General features: G+C 59.5%; 15 protein-coding genes. 13 read left to right on the plus strand and 2 right to left on the minus strand.

Going from position 1 to position 22,143, the window contains the following annotated elements; all coding sequences use genetic code 11:
• Window positions 1-2 precede the first annotated feature (2 nt).
• Genes AC1DUP_RS04075 through AC1DUP_RS04085 form a run of 3 tightly spaced genes read left to right on the plus strand, consistent with a single transcriptional unit; the run spans window position 3 to window position 5,632 of the window.
• Window positions 3-1,766 carry a type I secretion system permease/ATPase gene (locus tag AC1DUP_RS04075; RefSeq protein ID WP_113312127.1) on the plus strand — a complete coding sequence of 588 codons (1,764 nt, stop codon included), beginning with the start codon at window positions 3-5 and terminating at the stop codon, window positions 1,764-1,766.
• Window positions 1,763-4,291, plus strand: coding sequence for a cadherin-like domain-containing protein (locus AC1DUP_RS04080; RefSeq protein ID WP_115037947.1), 2,529 nt, complete (start codon window positions 1,763-1,765; stop codon window positions 4,289-4,291). Before AC1DUP_RS04075 ends, AC1DUP_RS04080 begins: the two co-directional genes overlap by 4 nt.
• An 18-nt stretch (window positions 4,292-4,309) precedes the next feature.
• The gene (locus AC1DUP_RS04085) at window positions 4,310-5,632 is read left to right on the plus strand and encodes an HlyD family type I secretion periplasmic adaptor subunit (RefSeq protein WP_477832144.1); all 1,323 of its coding nucleotides are present in this window, start codon (window positions 4,310-4,312) and stop codon (window positions 5,630-5,632) included.
• Window positions 5,633-5,844: 212 nt separating this feature from the next.
• Here the strand turns inward: AC1DUP_RS04085 and AC1DUP_RS04090 are convergent, their stop codons facing one another.
• Both AC1DUP_RS04090 and AC1DUP_RS04095 read right to left on the minus strand, forming a co-directional pair.
• Window positions 5,845-6,477 carry a hypothetical protein gene (locus tag AC1DUP_RS04090; RefSeq protein WP_115037943.1) on the minus strand — a complete coding sequence of 211 codons (633 nt, stop codon included), beginning with the start codon at window positions 6,475-6,477 and terminating at the stop codon, window positions 5,845-5,847.
• Window positions 6,478-7,025: 548 nt separating this feature from the next.
• The gene (locus tag AC1DUP_RS04095) at window positions 7,026-8,069 is read right to left on the minus strand and encodes a class I SAM-dependent methyltransferase (protein WP_115037942.1); all 1,044 of its coding nucleotides are present in this window, start codon (window positions 8,067-8,069) and stop codon (window positions 7,026-7,028) included.
• 257 nt (window positions 8,070-8,326) lie between these two features.
• Here AC1DUP_RS04095 and AC1DUP_RS04100 point away from each other — a divergent pair, with 257 nt between their 5' ends.
• From AC1DUP_RS04100 to AC1DUP_RS04145, 10 genes are all read left to right on the plus strand, one after another.
• Window positions 8,327-10,333, plus strand: coding sequence for a putative bifunctional diguanylate cyclase/phosphodiesterase (locus tag AC1DUP_RS04100; RefSeq protein ID WP_477832145.1), 2,007 nt, complete (start codon window positions 8,327-8,329; stop codon window positions 10,331-10,333).
• Between the two features lie 366 nt (window positions 10,334-10,699).
• Window positions 10,700-11,728, plus strand: coding sequence for a substrate-binding domain-containing protein (locus tag AC1DUP_RS04105; RefSeq protein WP_113312105.1), 1,029 nt, complete (start codon window positions 10,700-10,702; stop codon window positions 11,726-11,728).
• A 62-nt stretch (window positions 11,729-11,790) separates the two neighbouring features.
• Window positions 11,791-13,335, plus strand: coding sequence for a sugar ABC transporter ATP-binding protein (locus tag AC1DUP_RS04110; protein WP_477832146.1), 1,545 nt, complete (start codon window positions 11,791-11,793; stop codon window positions 13,333-13,335).
• Window positions 13,336-13,363: 28 nt separating this feature from the next.
• Window positions 13,364-14,353 carry an ABC transporter permease gene (locus AC1DUP_RS04115; RefSeq protein WP_115037938.1) on the plus strand — a complete coding sequence of 330 codons (990 nt, stop codon included), beginning with the start codon at window positions 13,364-13,366 and terminating at the stop codon, window positions 14,351-14,353.
• Window position 14,354: 1 nt separating this feature from the next.
• Complete coding sequence (locus AC1DUP_RS04120; protein WP_113297278.1) at window positions 14,355-15,359, plus strand: sugar-binding transcriptional regulator; 1,005 nt, start codon at window positions 14,355-14,357, stop codon at window positions 15,357-15,359.
• Window positions 15,356-16,351: an aldo/keto reductase gene (locus tag AC1DUP_RS04125; RefSeq protein ID WP_115037934.1), complete on the plus strand. Its 996-nt coding sequence runs from the start codon at window positions 15,356-15,358 to the stop codon at window positions 16,349-16,351. The genes AC1DUP_RS04120 and AC1DUP_RS04125 overlap by 4 nt, the downstream gene beginning before the upstream one ends.
• A gap of 12 nt (window positions 16,352-16,363) precedes the next feature.
• Window positions 16,364-18,112: a glycerol-3-phosphate dehydrogenase/oxidase gene (locus tag AC1DUP_RS04130; RefSeq protein ID WP_477832147.1), complete on the plus strand. Its 1,749-nt coding sequence runs from the start codon at window positions 16,364-16,366 to the stop codon at window positions 18,110-18,112.
• A complete protein-coding gene (locus AC1DUP_RS04135; protein ID WP_115037930.1) occupies window positions 18,085-18,927 on the plus strand; it encodes a class I fructose-bisphosphate aldolase in 843 nt (280 codons plus the stop codon). The genes AC1DUP_RS04130 and AC1DUP_RS04135 overlap by 28 nt, the downstream gene beginning before the upstream one ends.
• A gap of 34 nt (window positions 18,928-18,961) precedes the next feature.
• Window positions 18,962-20,491, plus strand: a complete 1,530-nt coding sequence (locus AC1DUP_RS04140; protein WP_115037929.1) for an FGGY-family carbohydrate kinase — start codon at window positions 18,962-18,964, stop codon at window positions 20,489-20,491.
• Window positions 20,488-22,107 carry a GMC family oxidoreductase gene (locus AC1DUP_RS04145; protein WP_477832148.1) on the plus strand — a complete coding sequence of 540 codons (1,620 nt, stop codon included), beginning with the start codon at window positions 20,488-20,490 and terminating at the stop codon, window positions 22,105-22,107. Before AC1DUP_RS04140 ends, AC1DUP_RS04145 begins: the two co-directional genes overlap by 4 nt.
• Window positions 22,108-22,143: the final 36 nt, after the last annotated feature.

Here is a 22,143-nt window from a genome sequence, read left to right on the forward strand (position 1 = left end):
ACATGCGCCCTAAAACTCCGTTGACCGGAACCAAGCGCAAACAGATCGAGAAACTCACCCACGGACTGAGAGGAATTTTTGTATTCCTCTTCATCACGTCCGGGGTGATCAACGTTCTCGCGCTGACCGGCTCCTTCTACATGCTGCAGATTTATGACCGCGCCCTGACCAGTGGCAGCGTTCCGACCCTGCTTGGGCTATCGGCACTGGCGATCGGCCTCTACCTGTTCCAGGGTTTTTTCGACATCATCCGGTCGCAAATTCTGGTGCGCATGGGTGCAAGGCTCGATAGCCGGATCGCACCCATGGCGCATCAGGTCGCAATCGACATGCCCCGCTTCGGCTTCTCGACAGCCGAAGCGCTCGAGCGCGGGCGCGATGTCGATACGGTGCGCTCGTTCCTCGGCAGCCAGGGACCGGTCGCCCTGTTCGACCTGCCCTGGGTGCCCCTCTACCTGGTCTTCGTCTACATGCTCCACCCCTATCTCGGTGCGCTCACCTTCGCCGGCGCCTTCATCCTCTCGATGCTGACGATCATGACGGAACTGATGACCCGCCGGCTGGCAAGCGCTACCCACAAGTCGGGGATAGAACGCAACGCGATCGCCGATTCCAATGCCCGCAACGCCGACATCCTCAAAGCGATGGGATTTGCGGAGCGTGCGGTCGATCGTTTCAACCGCGCCAATCAAGACCATCTCGAGCTGCAGACACGCACGAACGACATCAGTGGCACGTTCGGCGCGATATCCCGTGTGCTTCGCATGATCCTGCAGTCGGCTGTCCTCGGCCTCGGCGCGTGGCTGACGATGCAGGGCGAGCTATCGGCAGGTGCAATTATTGCTGCGTCTGTTGCCTCGGCACGTGCTCTCGCACCTGTCGATCTGGCAATCGGAAACTGGAAGGGCTTTGTCGCCGCCCGAACAGCCTTCAACAGATTGAAGGAGACGGTGATTGCCCTCTCGGGCACCGTCCCGCCAATGCAATTGCCAGCGCCCAGACACTCGCTGAAGGTCGAAAAGATAACCGTCGCGGCACCCGGCTCCGGACGGGTTCTGCTCAGCGAAGTCAGTTTCGAGATCGCAGCGGGACAGGCGCTTGGCATCATCGGTCCGAGCGGCGGCGGCAAGACGACGCTCGCACGCGCCCTGACGGGCGTCTGGCCGACCCTTCGTGGCAGCGTCAGGCTTGACGATGCCGAACTCACGCAATGGTCGGACACCGATCTTGGCCAGCATGTCGGCTACTTGCCACAGGATGTGGCGCTCCTGGATGCGACGATCGAAGAAAACATCTCGCGCCTTGAGCCGCAGGTCGATCCCCGCGCGATCGTCGAAGCCGCTCAGACGACGGGCATTCATGAAATGGTCGTGCGTATGACCGACGGCTATCGCACCGCACTCGGACCTCAAGGCATCTCGCTTTCGGCCGGGCAGCGGCAGCGCATCGGCCTTGCGAGAGCGCTCTATCGCAATCCCTTCATCGTGGTCATGGATGAGCCCAATTCGAACCTCGATGGCGAGGGCGAAATGGCGCTCACCCAGACGATCAAAGCGGTTCGGGCCAGAGGCGGCATCGCGATCGTCATCGCTCACCGGCCGAGCGCACTCGCGGCCGTCGACATGGTTGCCGTTATCCAAAATGGAAAGATGGTAGCGTTCGGACCCAAGGACGACATCCTCAAACCATCGGTAGCGGACACTGGCAGCAAACCTGCGGCCGCAACACAGGTCGGCTCGCGCATCATGGCGAGGATGTCGGAATGATCGAGGTAAAGGGAACAAAAACCGCCAAGGAGCAGGACGATCCGCACGATCGCTATGTCTTCAAGAATGAGGACAAGCTCTCGAAAGTGCCGATGTTCATGACGCTCTTTCTGACCGGATTCGCGCTCTATTTGAAGAGTGCACTGTCAAACCAGCCGGAGGGCCTTCCGCCGGGAGAGACGGGACCGAGACCGGCCCCGGATCCTCATGAGGGGCTGCTGCCGATCGATCCCATCTCCACTGGCGCTGTCGCGCCGGGAGACGTCGAAGAGCAAGAAAAGGCGCCAACTGGAAAGAAGGGTGGCGTGCAACTCTCCAATTACAGGAATGCCATAAGTCATCCGCTGGACGACTCTCCGCCTATCGAATTCAACAGGCTCAACCTGCCAAGTCTAAGCCTCCTGAAAACATCGGGTGGAGTTTCGGTGTCCTTCCACGCATCAAACGACAATGCCTGGACGGCTTCGAGGCCGATATCGACAGCTCCCTTCCGCATTTCCAAAGACAATGCTTGGACAGCCCCCAACCAGGCCTCAGAGGCATCCCCTGAACCAGACGACGTCAAGCCTCCGCCCGCGCCTGTCCAGCAGGAAAAAGCGCCCAATCGCGCGCCGCGTACCGGCAGTCCCGTCACGCTCGCCGATGTCTCGGGTTGCGCAATCGCGTTGATCGGTCTTGCCGATCTCCTGCGAGGGACCCTCGATCCTGATGGTGACGTGCTGTCCGTCAAGGATATTACTGTCTCTTCCGGCAAACTCGTACAGACCGCGGGCGGATGGACATATCAGGCCGAGGCCCTCGGCCCAGTGACCATCAATTATCAGATTACCGACGGCATGGCCTCCATCGTGCAAACCGCCAGTTTCTCCGTCGTCAAGCCCGCGCCCGTTACCGGCACGACTGGCGACGACCTGTTGGTCGGCACCAGTTGCGGCGACGACATCGACGGACTGGCCGGCAATGACAATATCGACGCCAAAGACGGCAACGATACTGTCAACGCCGGCGATGGAAATGACAACATTGTCGCGGGCAGTGGCAATGACACGGTCTTTGCGGGCGACGGCAATGACATCGTTCTCGGCGGCCTGGGCGACGACCACATCTTTGGAGGTGCCGGCAACGACCGCCTGTACGGCGAAGAGGGCCGCGACAGCATCTTCGGGGACGCCGGCGACGATCTGCTGAGTGGCGGCGGCGATAGCGACATCCTTCATGGTGGCGACGGCAATGACACCCTGAACGGGGACGCTGGGAACGACGTTCTGCAGGGTGAAGGGGGCAACGACAGCCTGTTCGGCGGCGATGGTGACGATATCCTTCTCGGTCAAACAGGCATCGACACCCTCAATGGCGGCACGGGGAACGACTTCCTCAGCGGGGGCAGCGACCAGGACACCGTCAAGGGAGATGACGGCGACGACACCGTTGCCGGTGATGCTGATGGTGTTGACGACAGCTATGACGGAGGAACCGGGACTGACACACTCGATTATTCGGCACTTGCCGAGGCGGTGGCGATCAATCTGGCTGATGGCAGTGCGTCCGGCATCGAGATCGGCAACGACACGATCTCCAATTTCGAAATCGTTCGCGCCGGTGCGAGCGATGACTCGGTGACCGGCAGTGCAGAAGCCGAGGAAATGCATGGCAACGCCGGGGATGATTGTCTCCGCGGTGGTGAGGGAGCGGACCTTGTGAACGCCGGTGATGGTGACGACGTCGTTACAGGCGACCTCGATTGTGCCGCAGACAGCTATGACGGCGGAAGCGGCATAGACACGCTCGATTATTCTGCCGCTGTCATGTCCGTTGTCGTCGATCTCAATGCTGCGAATGCAACCGGTCAGGAGATCGGCGTTGACGGGATCAGCAACTTCGAAATCATCAAGACTGGCGATGGTGACGATGTGCTGCGCGACGGAGATTCCGCCGAATGCCTCTCGGCCGGAGGCGGCGATGATATCGTCGTCGCGGCGGCCGATGCGTCGGATGACGATTTCCGCGGGGGCGATGGCTTCGACGCGATCGACTACTCGCAGGCCGCCCATGCTGTGCTCATCGACTTGAACACGGGCACGGCCACCGGCTTCGATGTGGGTCATGATGCGATCGAGGGCTTTGAAAAGGCCGTCGGTGGTGCCGGCGACGACATTATCCGCGCTGGTCCGATGGCCGCTGTCGTCGAAGGCGGTGCGGGCGAGGACACGTTCGAGTTCTGCATTCCTGCCGGCGAGAACAGCGCCGCTGTCGTCCACCAGATTCTGGATTTCATGGTGGGCGACCGCATCGACGTGTCCAAGTACAAGATCTTCGACGAGGTCATGGACGGTCTGGAGGACCGCTTCGAGGAAATCTACGGCGACAAGGCCGATGCCGAACCTTTGCCGATCCGCGTTCGTCATGAGGGAACGGACGATATGAGCCGAACCTTCATCGAAGTCGATATGGACAAGGATCAACATTACGAAATGACGATCAATCTGACGGGGCACCATCTCCTCGTTATCGTCGAAAACACCTGATGGGCGGGGAGAAGAGACATGCTTCAAAAACAGCCAAACACCCAGCCTCGGCACTCGCCCGAGACGAACAACATGTTCCCTGTCACAACGCGTGTTCTTGCCGGCGTAGCGCTTGGCTTCCTACTCTTCGCAGGCGCCGGCGGATGGGCGGCGACGACACAGTTGCGCGGCGCGGTCATCGCATCGGGTATCATCAAAGTCGATCGAAATCTGAAGTCGATCCAGCATCGGGATGGCGGCATCGTCAGCGAAATCGCCGTCAAGGAGGGTGACATCGTCACCAAAGGGCAGATCATGCTGCGCCTCGACGACGCCCAGACGCGCGCCGAACTCTCGATCGTCAAGACGCAACTCGTCGAATTGACGGGACGCCAGGCGCGGCTGATCGCCGAGCGAGACAATCAGGACGAAGTCGACTTAGCGCCGGCCTTCGTCGCCGAGTTTCCATTGATCTCAACTGGCGAGCGCCGCCTGTTCGATGGGAACCGCCGCAACAGGCAAAACCAGAAACAACAGCTCCAATACGGAATATCTCAGCTCGAAGAGGAACTGAAAGGCCTGATCGCCCAGTATGATGCAAAGGACGACGAACTCGAACTGGTGCGAACCGAACATGGCAAGATCAAAGGCCTTGCAGACAAGAAGCTCATCGATACGTCCCGCAAATACTTCATCGACCGCGAACTCGCGAAGCTGACGGGTGAAAGTGGGGAGATCCAGGCCAATATTGCACGGTCGAGAGCCCGGATGAGCGAAATCCGGGTTCAGATCATCGCCATCGATGAAGCCGCCCGCACCGAGGCTCAGCGTGAACTCAGCATTGTCGAGCCGAAATTGTCTGAATTGCGTGAACGGCGCATCGCTGTCGAGGATCGGCTGGCGCGAACCGATATCCGGGCGCCACTATCGGGAACAGTGAACGAGCTTTTCGTCCATACGCTCGGCGGAGTCATTACGCCTGCGGAGAAACTGGTGACGCTCGTGCCGGCCGATGCCGCATTGAAGATAGAGGCCAGACTGTCTCCCACCGATATCGACCAGGTATTCATCGGTCAGGATGCAAGGATGCGTTTCACCGCCTTCAACCAGCGCGCAACACCCGAGCTTGACGGTAGCATCGCCTATGTCTCCGCGGCGACAAGCACCGACCCGGCGACGGGCCAGATCTTCTATCTTGCGGACGTCGCCGTGCCTGCGAGCGAGCTTGCCAAACTCGGCAACAACAGACTTCTTCCGGGCATGCCTGTCGAAGTCTTCGTTTCGACGCAAGAGCGGACCGCGATATCGTTTTTCGCCAAGCCGCTCTCGGATCAATTCAACCGTGCTTTCCGCGAAGAGTAATTTTGCTATGATCTTCGAGCTGAATTTGCCCGAGTAGTGTCTAGATTTTTCCGGTTGATTGCCGCCGAAAGTGAGCGGCAATTCCAGTTGATGAGAAGTCATCTGAGTGGTGTGTTGGCGGGAAGGCTCACTTGGCCAACCCACTAAAGCGTTCCGCAAACGGATGCCCTGAACTTCGGCACACCCGGAGCTGAGACCGGACGGCGAAGACCTCACCGGAGGAGCCCGTCGATATCGAACTCGTCCCAGCCGCGAAGCTTCGCGGCGGGATCGTCAGAGTTTTCTTTGGACGCCCTAGACGCCTTGGCCGCCTTCTTCAGTGACCGGGTCAGCTTCGCCTTGTAGGCAGCCTGTCGCCGGTTCTCCGCAGCCGCGGTCGCGTCTTTTTCGCGCCATTCATCGACGACGGCGCGGTCCAGCAGGTCCTCCACGACACGCGGATCGAAGACGTGGAAAGTAATCTGCCTGGCGCGGCCACTCAGCCTCACCGTGCGCGTTCCTGCGCTCGGTAGACGGCCGTCCTTCAGCCAGCGATGCCTCTCACTCGCAGAAATAGCCAGGATGTCCTGGATTTCGCGCGGAATGACCGGCAGGCTTTCGATGCCCTCCAGCGCCTTGGTTATGGTCGCTGCTGTCGAAGAGAACTCATCTTCGCAGTCTTCTGCCATTCCCAAAATCAGTGCCATTCCATTCACATCGAGCGATTTCCGCACTGCTAAAGGCAGGCCCGCTCGAATTTCCAGAAGGACGCCCTTGGCGCGAACGGCCGATCCGAACGTGGCCGCAGGCGAGAGCGTCCACGTTTCGGTAAGTGCGGGTGTGTCAGTGATTTTCTGTTTCGGCATCTCGTCTAGATGGGTTTCGCGTTGTTCAGCGTCAACAACGAGGGAAGGTCATCGTTCTCTATCCCCGCGAACTCCGAGCAATAAAAAAGGCCGGGGCGAAATCGCACCGACCTTCTCAACATCGCTCTTCACACCAGTGCCAGTACATCCGTGGTCAAAAGCAGATTAGCGACTTCGGCTATCGCGAACGCTCCTGTGGAGCACTCACCAGCGATACCGATATGCCCCATATGGCCCTTGATCGTGTTCGATTCAAGTCCACGGCGTGAAGTTATTGCGGGCTAGGCGGCCACCTGCTGCCGGTTTGCAGGAGAGACATTCGCGATATCGCGATTGCTGCGTGCCGGGTTTTGAGGATCCGTGCGAATTCGCCCATGCTCACCTTGTCCGCACGCTGGAGCAGACGGATCAGCGGGTCCTTCTAAGCTTCGCTCATCGTCAGGTCGTTCATGGCGATTTCTTTCATCAAGATCGACGTCCAACACGCAAGCTGCGACATCGCCGGACGGGGCGCATCGGATTTGGTGAAGCGCCCGACCCGTCGAGGCTTACGACAGCTTCCTGATGGTGCTGTAAATGATGTTGCGGTTGGCACCGAACCAGACCGTCTTCTCAACGGTGTTTTCCGGCGCACTGCCATTGGCAATACGCCACATGTCGGCCTCGGACCGCTGGAGGAGTTCCCAGTTCATATAGGATTCCATGTATCCGTCATCGGCCATCTCATCGGAGAAGTTGGCAAATAGGAAGACGCCACCCGGTTTCAGCATTTCCATGCAAATCTGCGTTAGTCGGATTGCTACTTTATCGGTGAGGTAATCATACAATCCTGCTGCGTAGATTAGATCGAAGGTGCCAATCTGATGCTTTCGCGCGAGCAAGGCGCGTACGGATCCATTGATAGGCTCGACGGAAGTCCCATGGAATTGGCGCGAGATCGAGTCGATACTTTCAGGGTCCTGATCAAGAGCAACCCAGCGTTTAAGGCGGCCTTCTGCAAGTGCGTTTGATGCCTCCGCTTCGCGAAGGTGACCGGCGGCGACGGCCAGGACTTCGGTATCCGAACCCGTTCGCGCAGCGGTCTCATCAACATAGCGGGTCAGGATGTCGCGACGTTCCCTCACGGCTACCGGGCCGGGAGCGTTTATCGTGTATTCGAAGATATCCAGACCAAGAGGGGTGGACCTGGCCACTTCTTCGGCCACCGCCGGATGCCCATAAATAAAGTCTATAAGACTGGCATCACCGGAATAGCCGCGAGGTTTTTCAAAAGACCAGCGAGTGAACGGGCACTGCTGCAGAATCTCTGCCGAGGGATGGGCCTGAATAATCGGGATGAGCCTCTGCCACACTGCAGCGCCGAATTTTTGACGGACGTCATGGAGCTGACCAATCAACCACCTGACTGCATCAAACAGGTTTTTGCCCGCGGCAAGCCGCTGCATTGCAATGCTGACGACAATCGCAAACTCAGCCTCCGCAGTTCTCAGGAGGTCTGGTTCATTATCCTGGTTAGGTGAAGGGAAGTTATTGCTGACGGACTGCGGTGTGATCAAGCTTTGGCCATCAAGGGAGAAAAGGGGCTGAGCCACGGAACCTCACTGGTGAATAAAGATTTAAAACATCGTGTAAAATCCTCAACAGTCTGACGAAGGTCAAGCGTTAAGGTTGGCGCCAGCGGGCAAATGCACGTCTTGGCTTTAGAAATTATTAGTGAACCCGAGAGATACTCCGCCGGCTTGGGGATTGTTCGAGCGTTATCGGTTGATGTGGAGTCTGCGTAGGGCTATCCAGCGTCAGCTAGCAGTCTGCGGAGGGCACCTGCTGCAAGAAGTTTGGTGGCAGGGGCATGATGCACGTGTTTGCCGAGACCGCAGCCGCTACCGTGCAGCCGACGCTGTCGCCAGAACAGTTGCGTTGCCTTTATAAGCAGAAGAGCGAGAGCGTCCGAAAGAGCGCTACCCGCAACGGCCTCTGGATAGCGGTCGCTGTTTACCTTGCGTATTCTTTCACGGACTATCTTTTTATTGGCGATGTAGTCCAGTACACGATCGCTGGCCGGTTGGCGGTTAGCGTGAGTGCGCTATGCATGCTGGAATTCTTGCTCTACCGCAAAGCAAGAGCCGATACAGTCGACATAGCCGCGGCGGTGTCCGTGCTAGCAGCTTATTTTGTCTGGCTTCTCACCGCACAGATGACCACGGTCAGGGACGCGTTCTCATATTATATGGTTTTTGGCGCGATCTTCATGATGAGCGTCAACTTGTTCTTCAGTTTCCGGTTTCCGGTTGCTCTTGCGGCCTCCGCGACAAACGTGCTCATCTTCATCGGCGCCCTCTATCTGTTCGCGCCAATGTTGCTTCTCCACAAGCTGATCCTCGCTGCGTTCTGCATTTCTTGCTTTATTTTTACGTCTTACGTGAATCTTCAGCTCAACAGAGAGCGCTACAAAGTCTTCCTAAATGCTCTCGAAGCTAGTTTGCAGCAAGCTGCTGCCGACGAAAGGGGCAAGGCTCTCTTGCACCTCTCAAACACGGACTCGTTGACCGGCCTGGAAAATCGACGGGCAATCGATCAACGTCTGCGTGATCATTGGCAACGCTGGCAGGGCAACAGGGTGCCCTTTGCCGTCCTGCTTATCGATGTGGATTATTTCAAACGCTATAACGACTGCTACGGCCATCAAGAAGGTGACCGGTGCCTTATCGCTGTATCCGAGCTTCTCCAAAGCGTGGCCTCGTCCTGGGACTCGATCATCGGGCGATACGGGGGTGAGGAATTCATCGTCATCACACCAATGTCGTATTCGGAAAAAGCGACCGAACTCGCAGAAGCAATGTGCGCTGCCGTGCGGGCGTTGGCTTGGCCACACGAGCACAGGCGAGACGGAACCACTATTATCACCGTGAGTGTCGGCGTATCTCATACGAGGGGCCAGACCAAGCAGGTCGACAAGGTCATTCATGAAGCTGATCGGGCGCTTTACGCCGCCAAAGCAACGGGTCGCAACACCCTCGTCGTCTTCGATCCTGAAGACCCGCAGAGTAGCGATGACAGTGAGGATATTGCCGCGACCCTGAAGATCGCGCTTGAACACGGCCTTGTCTCCCTCGTCTATCAACCGATCCGCAACGTTCAGACCGGCAAGACGGACGCTGTTGAAGCTTTGATGCGTTTGAACATGTTGGACGGAACGCCCGTATCGCCTGTCAAATTTATCCCGGTTGCGGAAAGGACAGGTTCGATCATTGAACTCGGCCGGTGGGCAATTCGCACTGTTTGCCGAGACCTTTTGGCAACCGACCTCATACAGGTTGCTAGTGTCAACGTTTCGCCGATTGAACTTAAGATGCCGGGTTTCGCTACCTATGTGGCAGCAACACTCGCAGAATTCGGCGTGACGGGCGCTCGGCTTGCTTTCGAAATTACCGAAGGCATGGAGCTTGAAATCGACCAGGATGTGGTTCGCTGCATTAGCGACCTGAGAGAACTGGGTGCTCAAGTCTGGCTCGACGACTTCGGCACGGGCTTCGCGGGGCTCTCGTGGCTTCGCCTCATAGAATTCGACACCGTCAAGATCGATCGATCCTTCCTCCATGACTGCAACACGGAGAGAGGCAAGCGGATGTTGCTCGACATCATCGGCCTGTTACGCAATCGCGGCGTGAGGATCCTCATTGAAGGGGTCGAGACCATCGAACATCAGAGGCTGATGCAGCAGTACGGAATCAACCAGATCCAGGGATATTTCATTGGGCGACCCGCGCCGGCAGCTCAGCTTGAAGCTGATAACGTGCTGCCGTTCAGCATGGTCAGGAACCTCGATTCCAAACGTCTGTTTCGGAATGGGCCATAGGTTCAGGTCTCTTTTAAGAGCGTCGATTGCGCGATAGCGGCTGGGTGGTTTCATTCCCGCAGTGCGATCGGGCTTAGTCTTGGAGCGTAAACAGGACTATGGCTCCGACTGCCGGTTGAAAATCAACCCGACGTCGCAGACACCGACGACCGAACGAGCGGCATGCGATTGACATGGCCGCATTGAGAGCCGCAGCGGTGGTGTGAAATATATTTCACATCATGAATTATATTGACATGCATCTGGCGTTACGATTATCTCCACTCACCGGAATTCGAGGAGGAATTCCGGACTTCATGGGATCACAGGTCGCCCGCTAACGGCGCCAACGGATATCGGGAGGGGCTTCGGCCTCGAGGAGGAATCTTGCGCAATTTTTTAAGCACGACCGCGATGGCGGTCCTTGCATCAACACTTTTGGCCGGTGCAGCCAGCGCGGAAACGGAAAATCCGTTCCGCTGCAAGCCGGGTGAAAAATACGTGATGAACGTCATGGTTTCGGGTGTAGAATACTGGTTCCCGGTCTATGAAATGTTCAAGCAGGCAGGTCAGCAGCTCGGCTGCGAGACCGCTTATACCGGTACGCCGGAATATGACGTCAACAAGCAGATCGCGACCTTCGACCAGGCGCTTGCCCAGAACCCGGCCGGCATTCTCGTACATCCGATGAATTCGGATCCCTTCATCGAGCCGATCAACCGAGCGATCGACCAGGGCACGGCGGTCGTCACCTTTGCCGCGGACTCGCCGCTCTCCAAGCGCATATCCTTCATCACGTCGGATAATACGCGCGAAGGTACCTATGCGGCCGACGCGATTGCCGAAAAGCTCGGTGGCAAGGGCGAATACGCGGTTCTGGAAAATCCGGGGCAGGATAACCACGACAAGCGCATCGCGGCCTTCATCGCTCGCATGGAGGAAAAATATCCCGACATGAAGCTCGTCGGGCGCGCGGCGTCGAACCAGGATCCGAACAAGGCCTATCAGGGTCTCATGAGCCTGGTGCAGGCGCATCCAAACCTCAACGCCGTGTTCATGCCGGAGGCAAACTCGGCGATCGGGGCTGCACAGGCCAACAAGGAAAGCGGCGGCAAGATTCTCGTCATGTGCGCCGACGTTAATGCCAATATCCTCGACATGATCAAGGCCGGAGAAGTGTTCGGCTCGATCAATCCGAACCAGGGCATGCAGGGCTACATGGGTTTCATGATGCTGTGGCTTGCCAAGCATCCGGAGCTGATCGACCCGATGAACGATGCCAAGCGCTCGGGTTTCAATCCGATGAGCATTCCCTTCGTCGACAACGGCTTGTCCATCGTCACGGCCGCCAATGCCGACGATTTCTACTGGGACAAGTATCTGAAGCGTCGCGGTACGAAGGGTATCGAGGAATAGGGCTGCAAAACGGCTGTCCGGGATCGGGAAATCGCGGACAGCCGATGCAAGGGGAGGATGCGATGATGCCGGCGCCGGTTTTGGAGATACGCAATGTCAGCAAACGCTTCGGTGCGATCAAGGCGCTGACGGATGTGACCTTCAGCCTCGAGAAGGGCGAGGTGCACGCGCTCTGTGGCGAAAACGGCGCGGGCAAGTCGACGCTCATGAATATCATCGCTGGCGTGCTGCAGCCGAACGAAGGGGAAATCCTCGTTGATGGCGCACGCGTGGAGATTGCGTCTCCGGCCTCTGCCCAATCCCTGGGAATAGGCCTCGTCCACCAGGAAATTGCACTTTGCCCGGATGCCACGGTTGCCGAGAACATGTTCATGGCGGCGACGAACCGGCGTCGTTCGCCCTTGATGAATTTCGCGAGGCTCGAGGGGGAGGCGCAGGCGGTGATGAACCGTCTTGCTCTCATCGATGTCCGCCGGAAGGTCGGCGAGCTGCCGATCTCGAGCCAGCAGCTGGTCGAGATCGCCAAGGCGCTGACGCTCGACTGCCGCGTCCTCATCTTCGACGAGCCGACTGCCGCGCTGACCGAAGCCGAAGCGCAGGTGCTCTTCGGCATCATCAGGGATTTGAAGGCGCATGGCATATCGATCATTTACATCAGCCATCGCATGGCGGAGATCTTCAGCCTTTGTGATCGCGTCACCGTCTTCCGCGACGGACGCTATGTCTCGACCGAAAAGACATCCGACATAACAGCGGAGGGCGTGGTTCGCAGCATGGTCGGGCGCGAGATCACGCAGCTCTATCCGGAAAAGCAGCCCGTGGCAGAGCGAACCCGCGAGGCCATTCTTGCGGTCCGAAATCTTGGCGACGGCAGGCGTTTTCGTAACGTCAGCTTCGAATTGCGCAAGGGAGAGATCCTCGGCATCGGCGGTTTGATCGGCTCCGGCCGCACCGAAATCGCGGAGGGTATCTGTGGGTTGCGTCACGCAACGCAAGGCGAGGTTGTCCTCGCGGGCAGCCCGCTTCGTATGGCTTCCTATGCAGATGCAGTGCGGGCAGGGGTCGTCTACCTGTCGGAGGATCGCAAGGGGTCCGGCGTGTTCCTCGATCTGTCAATCGCGCAGAACGTTGCCGCCCTCGATCTGAAGGCACTGACCGGACGGTTCGGGCTGTTGAACACGAAAACCGAGGCGGAGCTGGCACAAAACCTTGCACGGCGCCTTGGTATTCGCATGGGCGGCATCGGCATGCCGGTCTCGTCGCTGTCTGGAGGCAATCAGCAGAAGGTCGCCATCGCCAAGCAACTGGCGGTCGATCCGAAGGTCATCCTGATGGACGAACCGACGCGCGGCATCGATGTCGGTGCAAAATCCGAGATTCATCGCCTGCTGCGCGAGCTTGCGCGCTCCGGCATCGGCATCCTGGTCATCACATCGGAACTGCCCGAACTGCTCGGCCTCTGCGACCGGGCCATCGTCATTCGCGACGGTACGGTGGCCGGCGAACTCGAAAGCGAGGCGATGACCGAAGAAGCGATCATGCGGCTCGCATCCGGGGTCGCTGCGCCTCAACACAATCCATCGAAGGCATCAGAACATGCCATCTGAAGAAGAATCGGGGACGGGAGACCTTTCAATGACAGATCACGCATTGGCAGTGACGAGGGAGCGTCCCTCCTCATGGAGACGGCTCGCGACGATGCGGGAAGCAGGGCTTATCGCGATCATTCTCGCCCTCTGCGTCCTCATGAGTTTTGCCTCTCCGCATTTTTTGACGCTTGGTAATTTCCGGGCCATGCTGATGTCGTTTTCCGTTGAGGGCATCGTCGTCGTCGGAATGACCATCCTTCTGATCGTCGGCGGTATCGATCTCTCGGTCGGGTCGGTCGTCTGCTTCTCGATGGTTCTGTCCGGATCGCTTTTTCTGATGGGACTGGATCCGTGGAGCGCGTCGCTCGTCGGCATTCTCGCCAGCGCGCTGATCGGCTGCGCCATGGGTTTCTTCGTCACGGTGATCGGGCTCAATCATTTCATCACATCACTTGCAGCGATGGTCATCGTGCGCGGTGTGTGTCTGATCATCACAAAGGGGACGCCGCTTTCGCTGTTCACGCTGCCGCCGTCGTTCAAGGCCGTCGGGCAGGGCACGTTCCATGGCGTCCCTTACGTGATCCTGATCTTCGTCGCGATCGTTGCGGTCTTCGATTTCCTGTTGCGCCGCGCGACGGCCTTCCGCAAGGTCTTCTATACCGGCAGCAATGAGAAGGCGGCGCTCTATTCCGGGATCAAGACCAACCAGGTCAAATTCTGGGTGACCGTCCTCTGCGCAACGCTGTCGGGTGTCGCCGGTGTCATCTACATGTCGCGCTTCGGCGCAGCGACCCCGACCTTCGGCGTCGGAATGGAGCTCAACATCATCGCAGCCGCCGTCATCGGCGGTGCGTCCTTGAGCGGAGGCTCTGGTACGATCCTCGGCGCCATTCTCGGCATTGCCCTTCTGTCGGTGGTGACAAGCTCGCTGATCCTGCTCGACATCTCCGTCTACTGGCAGGACATGATCAAGGGCTGTATCCTTCTCGCTGCCGTTTCCATCGACCATTTCCTGCACAAGCGGAAGGCCGTCTGACATGCCGATTGCAAAACCGAAAGCCGTCTCTGCCCCACGCGAAGAAATCGTCATTGCCCGGCAGATGCATCAGGCCCTCGTCCTGCACTTCCTGGAAGGACTGACCCAGGCGCAGATCGCCGACCGGCTCGGCATTTCACATGCAACCGTCAACCGGCTGATCAAGCGCGGCCGCCAGCTGGGCCTTGTCGAGATCAAGATCAAGTCGCCCGTCGAGCCACTCGTCGATATGGAAGAACAGTTATTGGCGCTCGGCGGCATCGGCCGTGCCGTAGTAGTGCCGACCGTCTCCGACAATCCGCAGACAGCCCTCCAGGCAGTCGGCGAGGCGGCCGCTCGCCTACTGCTCGAGGAAATTGCCGATGGGGATACGATCTGCATCACGGGCGGCAAGGGCGTCAGCGCGGTGGTTGCAGGCCTCCAGCCACAGCACCGCTTGGATGTCGAGGTCATTCCGGCAACGGGCTGTGTCCAGGGCAAGCACTACACCGACGTCAACCACGTTTCGACAATGATGGCGGACCGGTTGGGCGGACGCTCGTTCCAGATCCATGCGCCGCTCTTTGCAGACAGCGCCACCGAGCGCGGAATGCTCATCAACATGCGTTCGGTCGCCGACGTCTTCAAACGGGCACGAGAGGCGAAGGTGGCGATCGTCGGCATCGGCTCGATCCTCTCTGATGATTCCAGCTATTACGACCTGCATCCGTCCTCCAGCACCGACCGAGCGGCGATCGAGCGCTCCGGCGCCTCGTGCGAACTGCTCGCGCATCTGCTCGATGATCGGGGCAACGTCTGCGACTACAGCCTCAACCGATCGCTGGTCTCCCTGACCCTTTCCGAGTTCGCCTCCATCCCGACGAAGATCGGCGTGGCAAGCGGGCCGAACAAGGCAGGTCCGATCCTCAGCGTCATGCGCGGCAATCACCTCGATACGCTCGTGACCGACGAGGCGACCGGTGCCCGGGTTCTTGCTTTGGCGAATGGCAAGGGAGAGCGTATATGAGCGGGCAGCAATTGATGCGTGACATTGGCGGGTCCGGCGTCGCCGCTTCGGCGGTTGGCCTGGGCACCTGGGCAATCGGCGGCTGGATGTGGGGCGGCACGGACGAAGCGGAATCGATCTCCGCGATCCACGCCTCGCTCGACGCCGGCGTCACGTTGATCGACACGGCACCTGCCTATGGCCTTGGCCGATCGGAGGAGATCGTCGGCAAGGCGCTTGCGGGCCGGCGCGACAAGGCTGTCATCGCCACCAAATGCGGCCTTGTCTGGCATACGAACAAGGGCAGGCATTTCTTCGACCAGGACGGAAAGCCGGTTCACCGCTATCTGGGCCGTGATGCGATCTTCCACGAAATCGAAGAAAGCCTGCGGCGTCTGCGCACCGATTATATCGATCTCTACATCACCCATTGGCAGGATCCCACGACCCCCATCGGGGAGACGATGCGGGCACTGGAAGATCTGAAGACTTCGGGCAAGATCCGGGCGATCGGCGCCAGCAATGTGGGGACTGATGAACTTCGGGATTACATTTCGGTCGGCGGTCTGGATGCCATTCAGGAGCGCTTCAGCATGATCGACCGGGATATCGAGGCCGATCTGCTGCCCTTGACCCGGGCAAACGGCATCGCGACGTTGAGTTATTCCTCCCTGGCACTCGGCCTTCTGTCTGGTGCAATCGGCCCCGGCCGGGTCTTTTCAGGTGACGACCAGCGGCGGGACAATCCGCGCTTTTCAGCCGCCAATCGCGAGAAGACGCTGGCCTTTGCGGACGCCATCCGGCCGGTGGCCGACAGGCACAGCGCGAGCATCGCGCAGACCGTCATCGCCTGGACCCTTGCTCAACCCGGGGTCACTTTCGCGCTTTGCGGTGCGCGAAATGCCGCGCAGGCGCTTGACAATGCTCGAGCCGGAACCATTCGGCTGGATGCGGACGACCAGACAGCCATCGATACAGCCATTTCAGCGATAATGACTGACATGGACAGGTAACGGATCGCCATCATGAATCGTGAAGAGATGTTGGACGGGCTTCGCCGGAGCCCGAAGGTAGACGTGTGTGTCATCGGCGGCGGTATCAACGGCATCAGCGTCTTCCGGGAGCTGGCGCTTCAGGGCGTGCGTGTGCTCCTCGTCGAGAAACACGATTATTGCTCCGGAGCGAGCGCGGCATTGTCGCGCATGGTACACGGCGGGCTTCGTTATCTTGAAAATGGCGAGTTCAAGCTCGTCCAGGAATCTCTGGCCGAGCGAGACAGGTTGTTGCGCAACGCCCCCCACTACGTTGCGCCGCTGCCGACGACCGTTCCCGTCTTCGATATCGTCTCGGGGCTCGGCAATGGTGTCATCCGCTTCCTCGGACTGACGCGCCGTCCAAGCCGGCGCGGCGCCATTGCGATCAAGGCCGGACTCAGCATCTACGATTTTCTGACACGCAGTCGGGCAATAATGCCGCATCACCAGTTCCGCGGACGGCGTAAGACGCTCGCCAACTGGCCAGCGCTCAACCCCGACATCAAGAGTTCGGCAACCTACTACGACGCCTGGGTCAGTCACCCCGAACGTCTCGGCATCGAACTCATCGGCGACGCCCTGTCGTCCGGACCACAGGCGCTGGCGCTGAATTATGCCGAAATCGCTGCCGACGAGAACGGTCGATACGTGGTCCGCGACACGATCGGGGGCAGTTCGATAGCGATGGAACCGACGCTGATCATCAACGCAACCGGCGGATGGATCGACATTACGAACAAAACGCTGTTTACGCCGGAGGCACGACCGGCACCCCTAATGGGCGGAACCAAGGGCTCGCATCTCATCATCGACAATGCGAAACTCTACGATGCGTTAGCCGGTCACATGATCTACTACGAAAACGAGGATGGCCGTATCTGCATCCTGTTTCCCTATCTGGGGAAAGTCCTCGTCGGCTCCACCGATATCCGCGTCGAAAACCCGGAAACAGTACGCTGCGAAACCGACGAGCGCGATTACATACTGCAATCGCTGTCGTTCGTTCTGCCTGATATCGAAATCCGACCGGAAGACATTGGCTTCCAGTTCTCCGGCGTGCGGCCTTTGCCGGCCAGCACCGACAGTTTTACCGGTCGTATCCCGCGCGACCATTTTTGCACGATCGTGGACGCCGGAGACGGCGGGCCGGCGGTGCTGTGCATGATCGGCGGCAAATGGACGACCTTCCGTTCGTTCGGCGAACTCGCTGCCGATCTCGCGCTCGAGCGGCTCGACAAAGAGAGAAAAGTTTCGACCACGGACCGGGCGATCGGAGGCGGACGCCGGTTTCCGCTCGATCGTGCGGTCTGGATTGCCGAAATGGCCGCGAAAAAATCAATTCCAGCCATCCGAATGGCTGCGCTCTTTGCCCGTTACGGCACGGAGGCGGAGGCGATCGCCGATTTCATCGTCGCCGCGCCGGACATGGCCATGCCGCACCCCGACTATTCGGCGCGTGAACTGCTTTTCCTCATCCGCAACGAAGCGGTCGAGCGACTGGACGACGTGCTCCTGCGCCGCACGACACTGGCCATAACCGGCAATCTCTCGCTGCACATGATGGATGCGGTTCTCGATCTTCTTGCGACGGAAAAGGCCTGGACCCCGGCGCAACGCACTTTGGAGCGAGACCGGTTTCTGACCATGCTGCGCGACCGCCACGGCGTTGACGAAAATACCCTTTCCGCGAGGAACGAACAAAGGAGCATGCAATGCGAAACAACAGCAAAGTCCGGATGAACCGGCTATTCGGTGCCGGCCGCTGCCTGGACGTAGCGATCGATCACGGCGTCTGCAATGAGCCGTCCTTTCTCAGCGGACTGGAAGACATGCAGTCCGTCGTCGAAGCACTTGTCGATGCCGCACCCGACGCGATCCAGATGAACTACGGCCAGGCCGACCTCCTGCAGAATGTTGCCGGCAAGACCAAGCCGGCCCTGGTCATGCGCGTCGATATGGGCAATCCCTACAACCGCGAGCGCCACCGCCACATGTGGGCCGTGCTGCAGAACGAGGCCGAGCCCCTGATCGGTGCCATCGAGATGGATGCCGCCTGCGTCGTCGTCAATCTCTTCATGCTGCCTGACGAACCCGATCTTTTCCGGCAATGCGTCCAGAACATCGCCCGCGTTCGGGCCGATTGCGACAGATACGGCATGCCGCTGATGATAGAACCGTTGGTGATGCAGCCGGTCGACAAGGCCGGCGGCTACATGGTCGACGGCGATGCGGACAAGATCATCACACTAACCCGGCTCGCCCGGGAGATGGGCGCCGACATCGTCAAGGCCGATCCGACTACCAATGCCGAAGATTTCCATCGGGTCGTGGAAGCGGCCCGATGCCCGGTTCTCGTGCGCGGCGGCGGCAGGGAGGATCTGCGGGTGGTCTTCGAAAAATCGGCTGCCTTGATGCGACAGGGTGCGATGGGCATGGTCTACGGGCGCAACATCTATCAGCACGCCAATCCAGGCGCAGTGGTGCGCGGATTGATGGCGATCATTCACGACGATGCTGGCGGCGAGGATGCTTTCGCGCTTTATCAGCAGGGCTAAAGACGAAGACCAGAAACCTTGGGAGGGGTTCCGCATGGCAGACTATCTACTGGGGCTCGACGCTGGCAACACGGTCATCAAGGCCGTGATCTTCGATCGGCAGGGAAATGAAATCGCCTCCGCCTCGGCGGAGGGGCATAGCCGCATGCCTTGCCCCGGTCACGTCGAACGTGGATTGGACGAACTCTGGGCGAATGCCCGCAAAGTCATCCGTACGTGCATCGAGCAGGCGGCGATAGCGCCCCGCGACATCGTCGCCGTTGGCTGCGCCGGTCACGGAAATGGTCTTTATGCCCTGGACCTCAATGGCGAGCCGCTGCTCGGCATCCAGTCGCTGGATACGCGCGCAGCCGCGCTCGTCGAGGAATGGCAGCAGCAAGGCGTCGGCGACCGGACCTACCCGATAGGTCACCAAAAGCCCTGGCCATCGCAGACGCCGACCTTGCTCGCCTGGCTGAAACGGCACCGGCCGGAAGCCTTTTCCAGGCTCGGCACGGTTTTCCTGTGCAAGGATTTCATCGTCAACCGCCTGGCGGGAGTCCGCGTCAGTGACGTGTCGGACATGGCAGGCTGCGGATTGCTCGACGTCGCCAATCGCCGTTACGATCAAGTGCTCATGCAGGCTTATGGCCTTGGCGACTGCATGCCACTTCTGCCGCGGCTGATCGAAAGCTCTGATATTGCGGGCTATGTTACCGATGAGGCCGCAGCGCAGACGGGACTGGCAAGCGGAACCCCGGTTGTCGGCGGTCTGTTCGACGTCGTCGCATCCGCCATTGGCTCCGGCGTCACCCGGACCGGGGCGGCATCGATCATCGCCGGAACCTGGAGCATCAATCAGGTCATTATCGATACGCCACAGTTGGCGGCACCCGTCTTCATGTCCTCGACCTTCGACCGCGAGCGCTACATGGCAATCGAGTCGAGCGCCACTTCCGCCGCAAACCTCGAATGGCTGGTGCGCGAGTTCTTTGCCGATGTCCTGGCGAACGGGCGCTCTCCCTTTGATCTTTGCGGCGAGCTTGCTGCCAGCATCGAACCTGCCAGCGATGATCCGCTCTATCATCCCTTCCTTTATGGAGCCCAGCAGAACGGCAATGCCCGCGCCGGCTTCTACGGCGTCGCCGGCTGGCATACGAAGGCGCATCTCGTGCGCGCGGTTCTGGAGGGCGTGGCATTTGGTCACCGCCAGCATATCGAAACGATGCGAAGCGCTGGCGCCATCTTCAACAAAGCGGTTCTTTCCGGCGGCGGATCGCGCAGCCTGATCTGGCCGCAGATATTCTCCGACGTCCTGGGGTTGCCAGTATCGATCGCCCGCTCGCGTGAAACCGGGGCACTGGGGGCTGCAATTGCGGCCGGAACGGGTGCGGGTATCTTTTCGGACTTCGCTGCCGGCGCCGCATCCATGGTCCGCATGGAGCGCCACTATGTTCCAAATGCGGGACTCGGCGGCCACTATGAGCGGCGCTACGGTCTCTATCTGGATCTGGCCGAAGCGATGGCGCCGATCTGGCGGCGCCTGTCGACGCCACTGATGCCGGCAGCGGGAGCCGTGGTATGACCGAGCCATCCAATCAGGCGGTGATCGATGCTGGCTCCTACGACTTCATCATCGTCGGGGCGGGCTCGGCCGGATGCGTTCTTGCAAATCGCCTCTCGGCAAATCCAGCACACCGCGTCCTGCTCCTGGAGGCGGGCGGCAGCGACCGTTATCACTGGGTGCACATTCCGATCGGGTACCTTTTCTGCATGGGCAATCCTCGGACGGACTGGATGATGAAGACGGCGTCTGAGGCTGGCCTTAACGGTCGTTCACTTCCCTATCCGCGCGGAAAGCTGCTCGGCGGCTGCTCCTCGATCAACGGGATGATCTACATGCGTGGTCAGGCGGCCGACTATGATGGATGGCGGCAGGCGGGCAATGCTGGATGGGGATGGGAGGATGTGCTTCCATACTTCCTCAGGTCCGAGGACAATTATCGCGGAAAGTCCGAGATGCATGGTGCGGGCGGCGAATGGCGCGTGGAGCGCCAGCGTCTGTCCTGGCCGGTGCTCGATGCGTTTCGAGACGCGGCAGAGGAACTCGGCATCCCGAAGACGGATGATTTCAATAGCGGGGATAACGAGGGCTCCGGCTATTTCGAGGTCAATCAGCGTGGCGGATTACGCTGGAACACCACCAAGGCTTTCCTGCGACCGGCGATGAAGCGGGCCAATCTCAGGGTCCTGACCGGTGCGGAGACTGGCAAGCTCCTGCTCGATGGCTTGAAGGTCACCGGCGTCCAGTTTCGATTGAACGGAAAGATCCATGAAGCGCGTGCTCGCCGCGAAGTCATTCTTTCCGCCGGAGCGATCAATTCGCCGAAGATACTGGAGGTTTCAGGAATCGGCAGGCCCGATGTGTTGCAGGCTGCTGGCATCGAGCTCAGGCACCGCCTGAGCGGTGTCGGACAAAACCTCCAGGACCATCTGCAGATTCGCACGGTCTTTCGCATCGAAGGTGCAAAGACCCTGAACCAGCTCTATCACAACATCTTTGCCCGCGCCGGAATGGGTCTCGAATATGCCATTCGCCGCTCCGGCCCGCTATCGATGGCGCCGAGCCAGCTCGGTATTTTCGCAAAAAGCGCTCCGGCCGTGGCGACCGCCGATCTCGAATACCATGTCCAGCCACTCAGCACCGACAGGCTGGGCGAACCACTGCACCGCTATCCGGCCGTTACGGTTTCGGTCTGTAATCTGCGCCCGGAGAGCAGGGGCACGGTCCATGTGGCCGGCCCGGATGTATCGGCGGCTCCGGACATAAGGCCCAACTATCTCTCGACGACGGGCGATCGCATCGTCGCCGCGAGCTCTATACGGCATGCCCGCAGGCTGATGCAGGCCGAGGCAATATCGCGGTTTGCCCCCAAGGAGTTGCTGCCGGGTACGGAATTTCAAAGCGAAGAAGAACTGATCCGAAGGGCAGGCGACATTGCAACGACAATTTTCCATCCCGTCGGCACCTGCAGGATGGGAAGCGACGAAAGCGCGGTCGTCGATCCTCAGCTGCGCGTACACGGCATTGGCGGGCTGAGGGTCGTGGACGCTTCGATCATGCCGAACATCGTGTCAGGAAACACGAATTCGCCTGTGATCATGATCGCCGAGAAGGCTGCAGACATGATCATCGCGTAAGGACGCGCGACTGCTAAAACGACGAGGCACGTTTGT

It is taken from the genome of Rhizobium sp. 01L419, assembly GCF_056400025.1.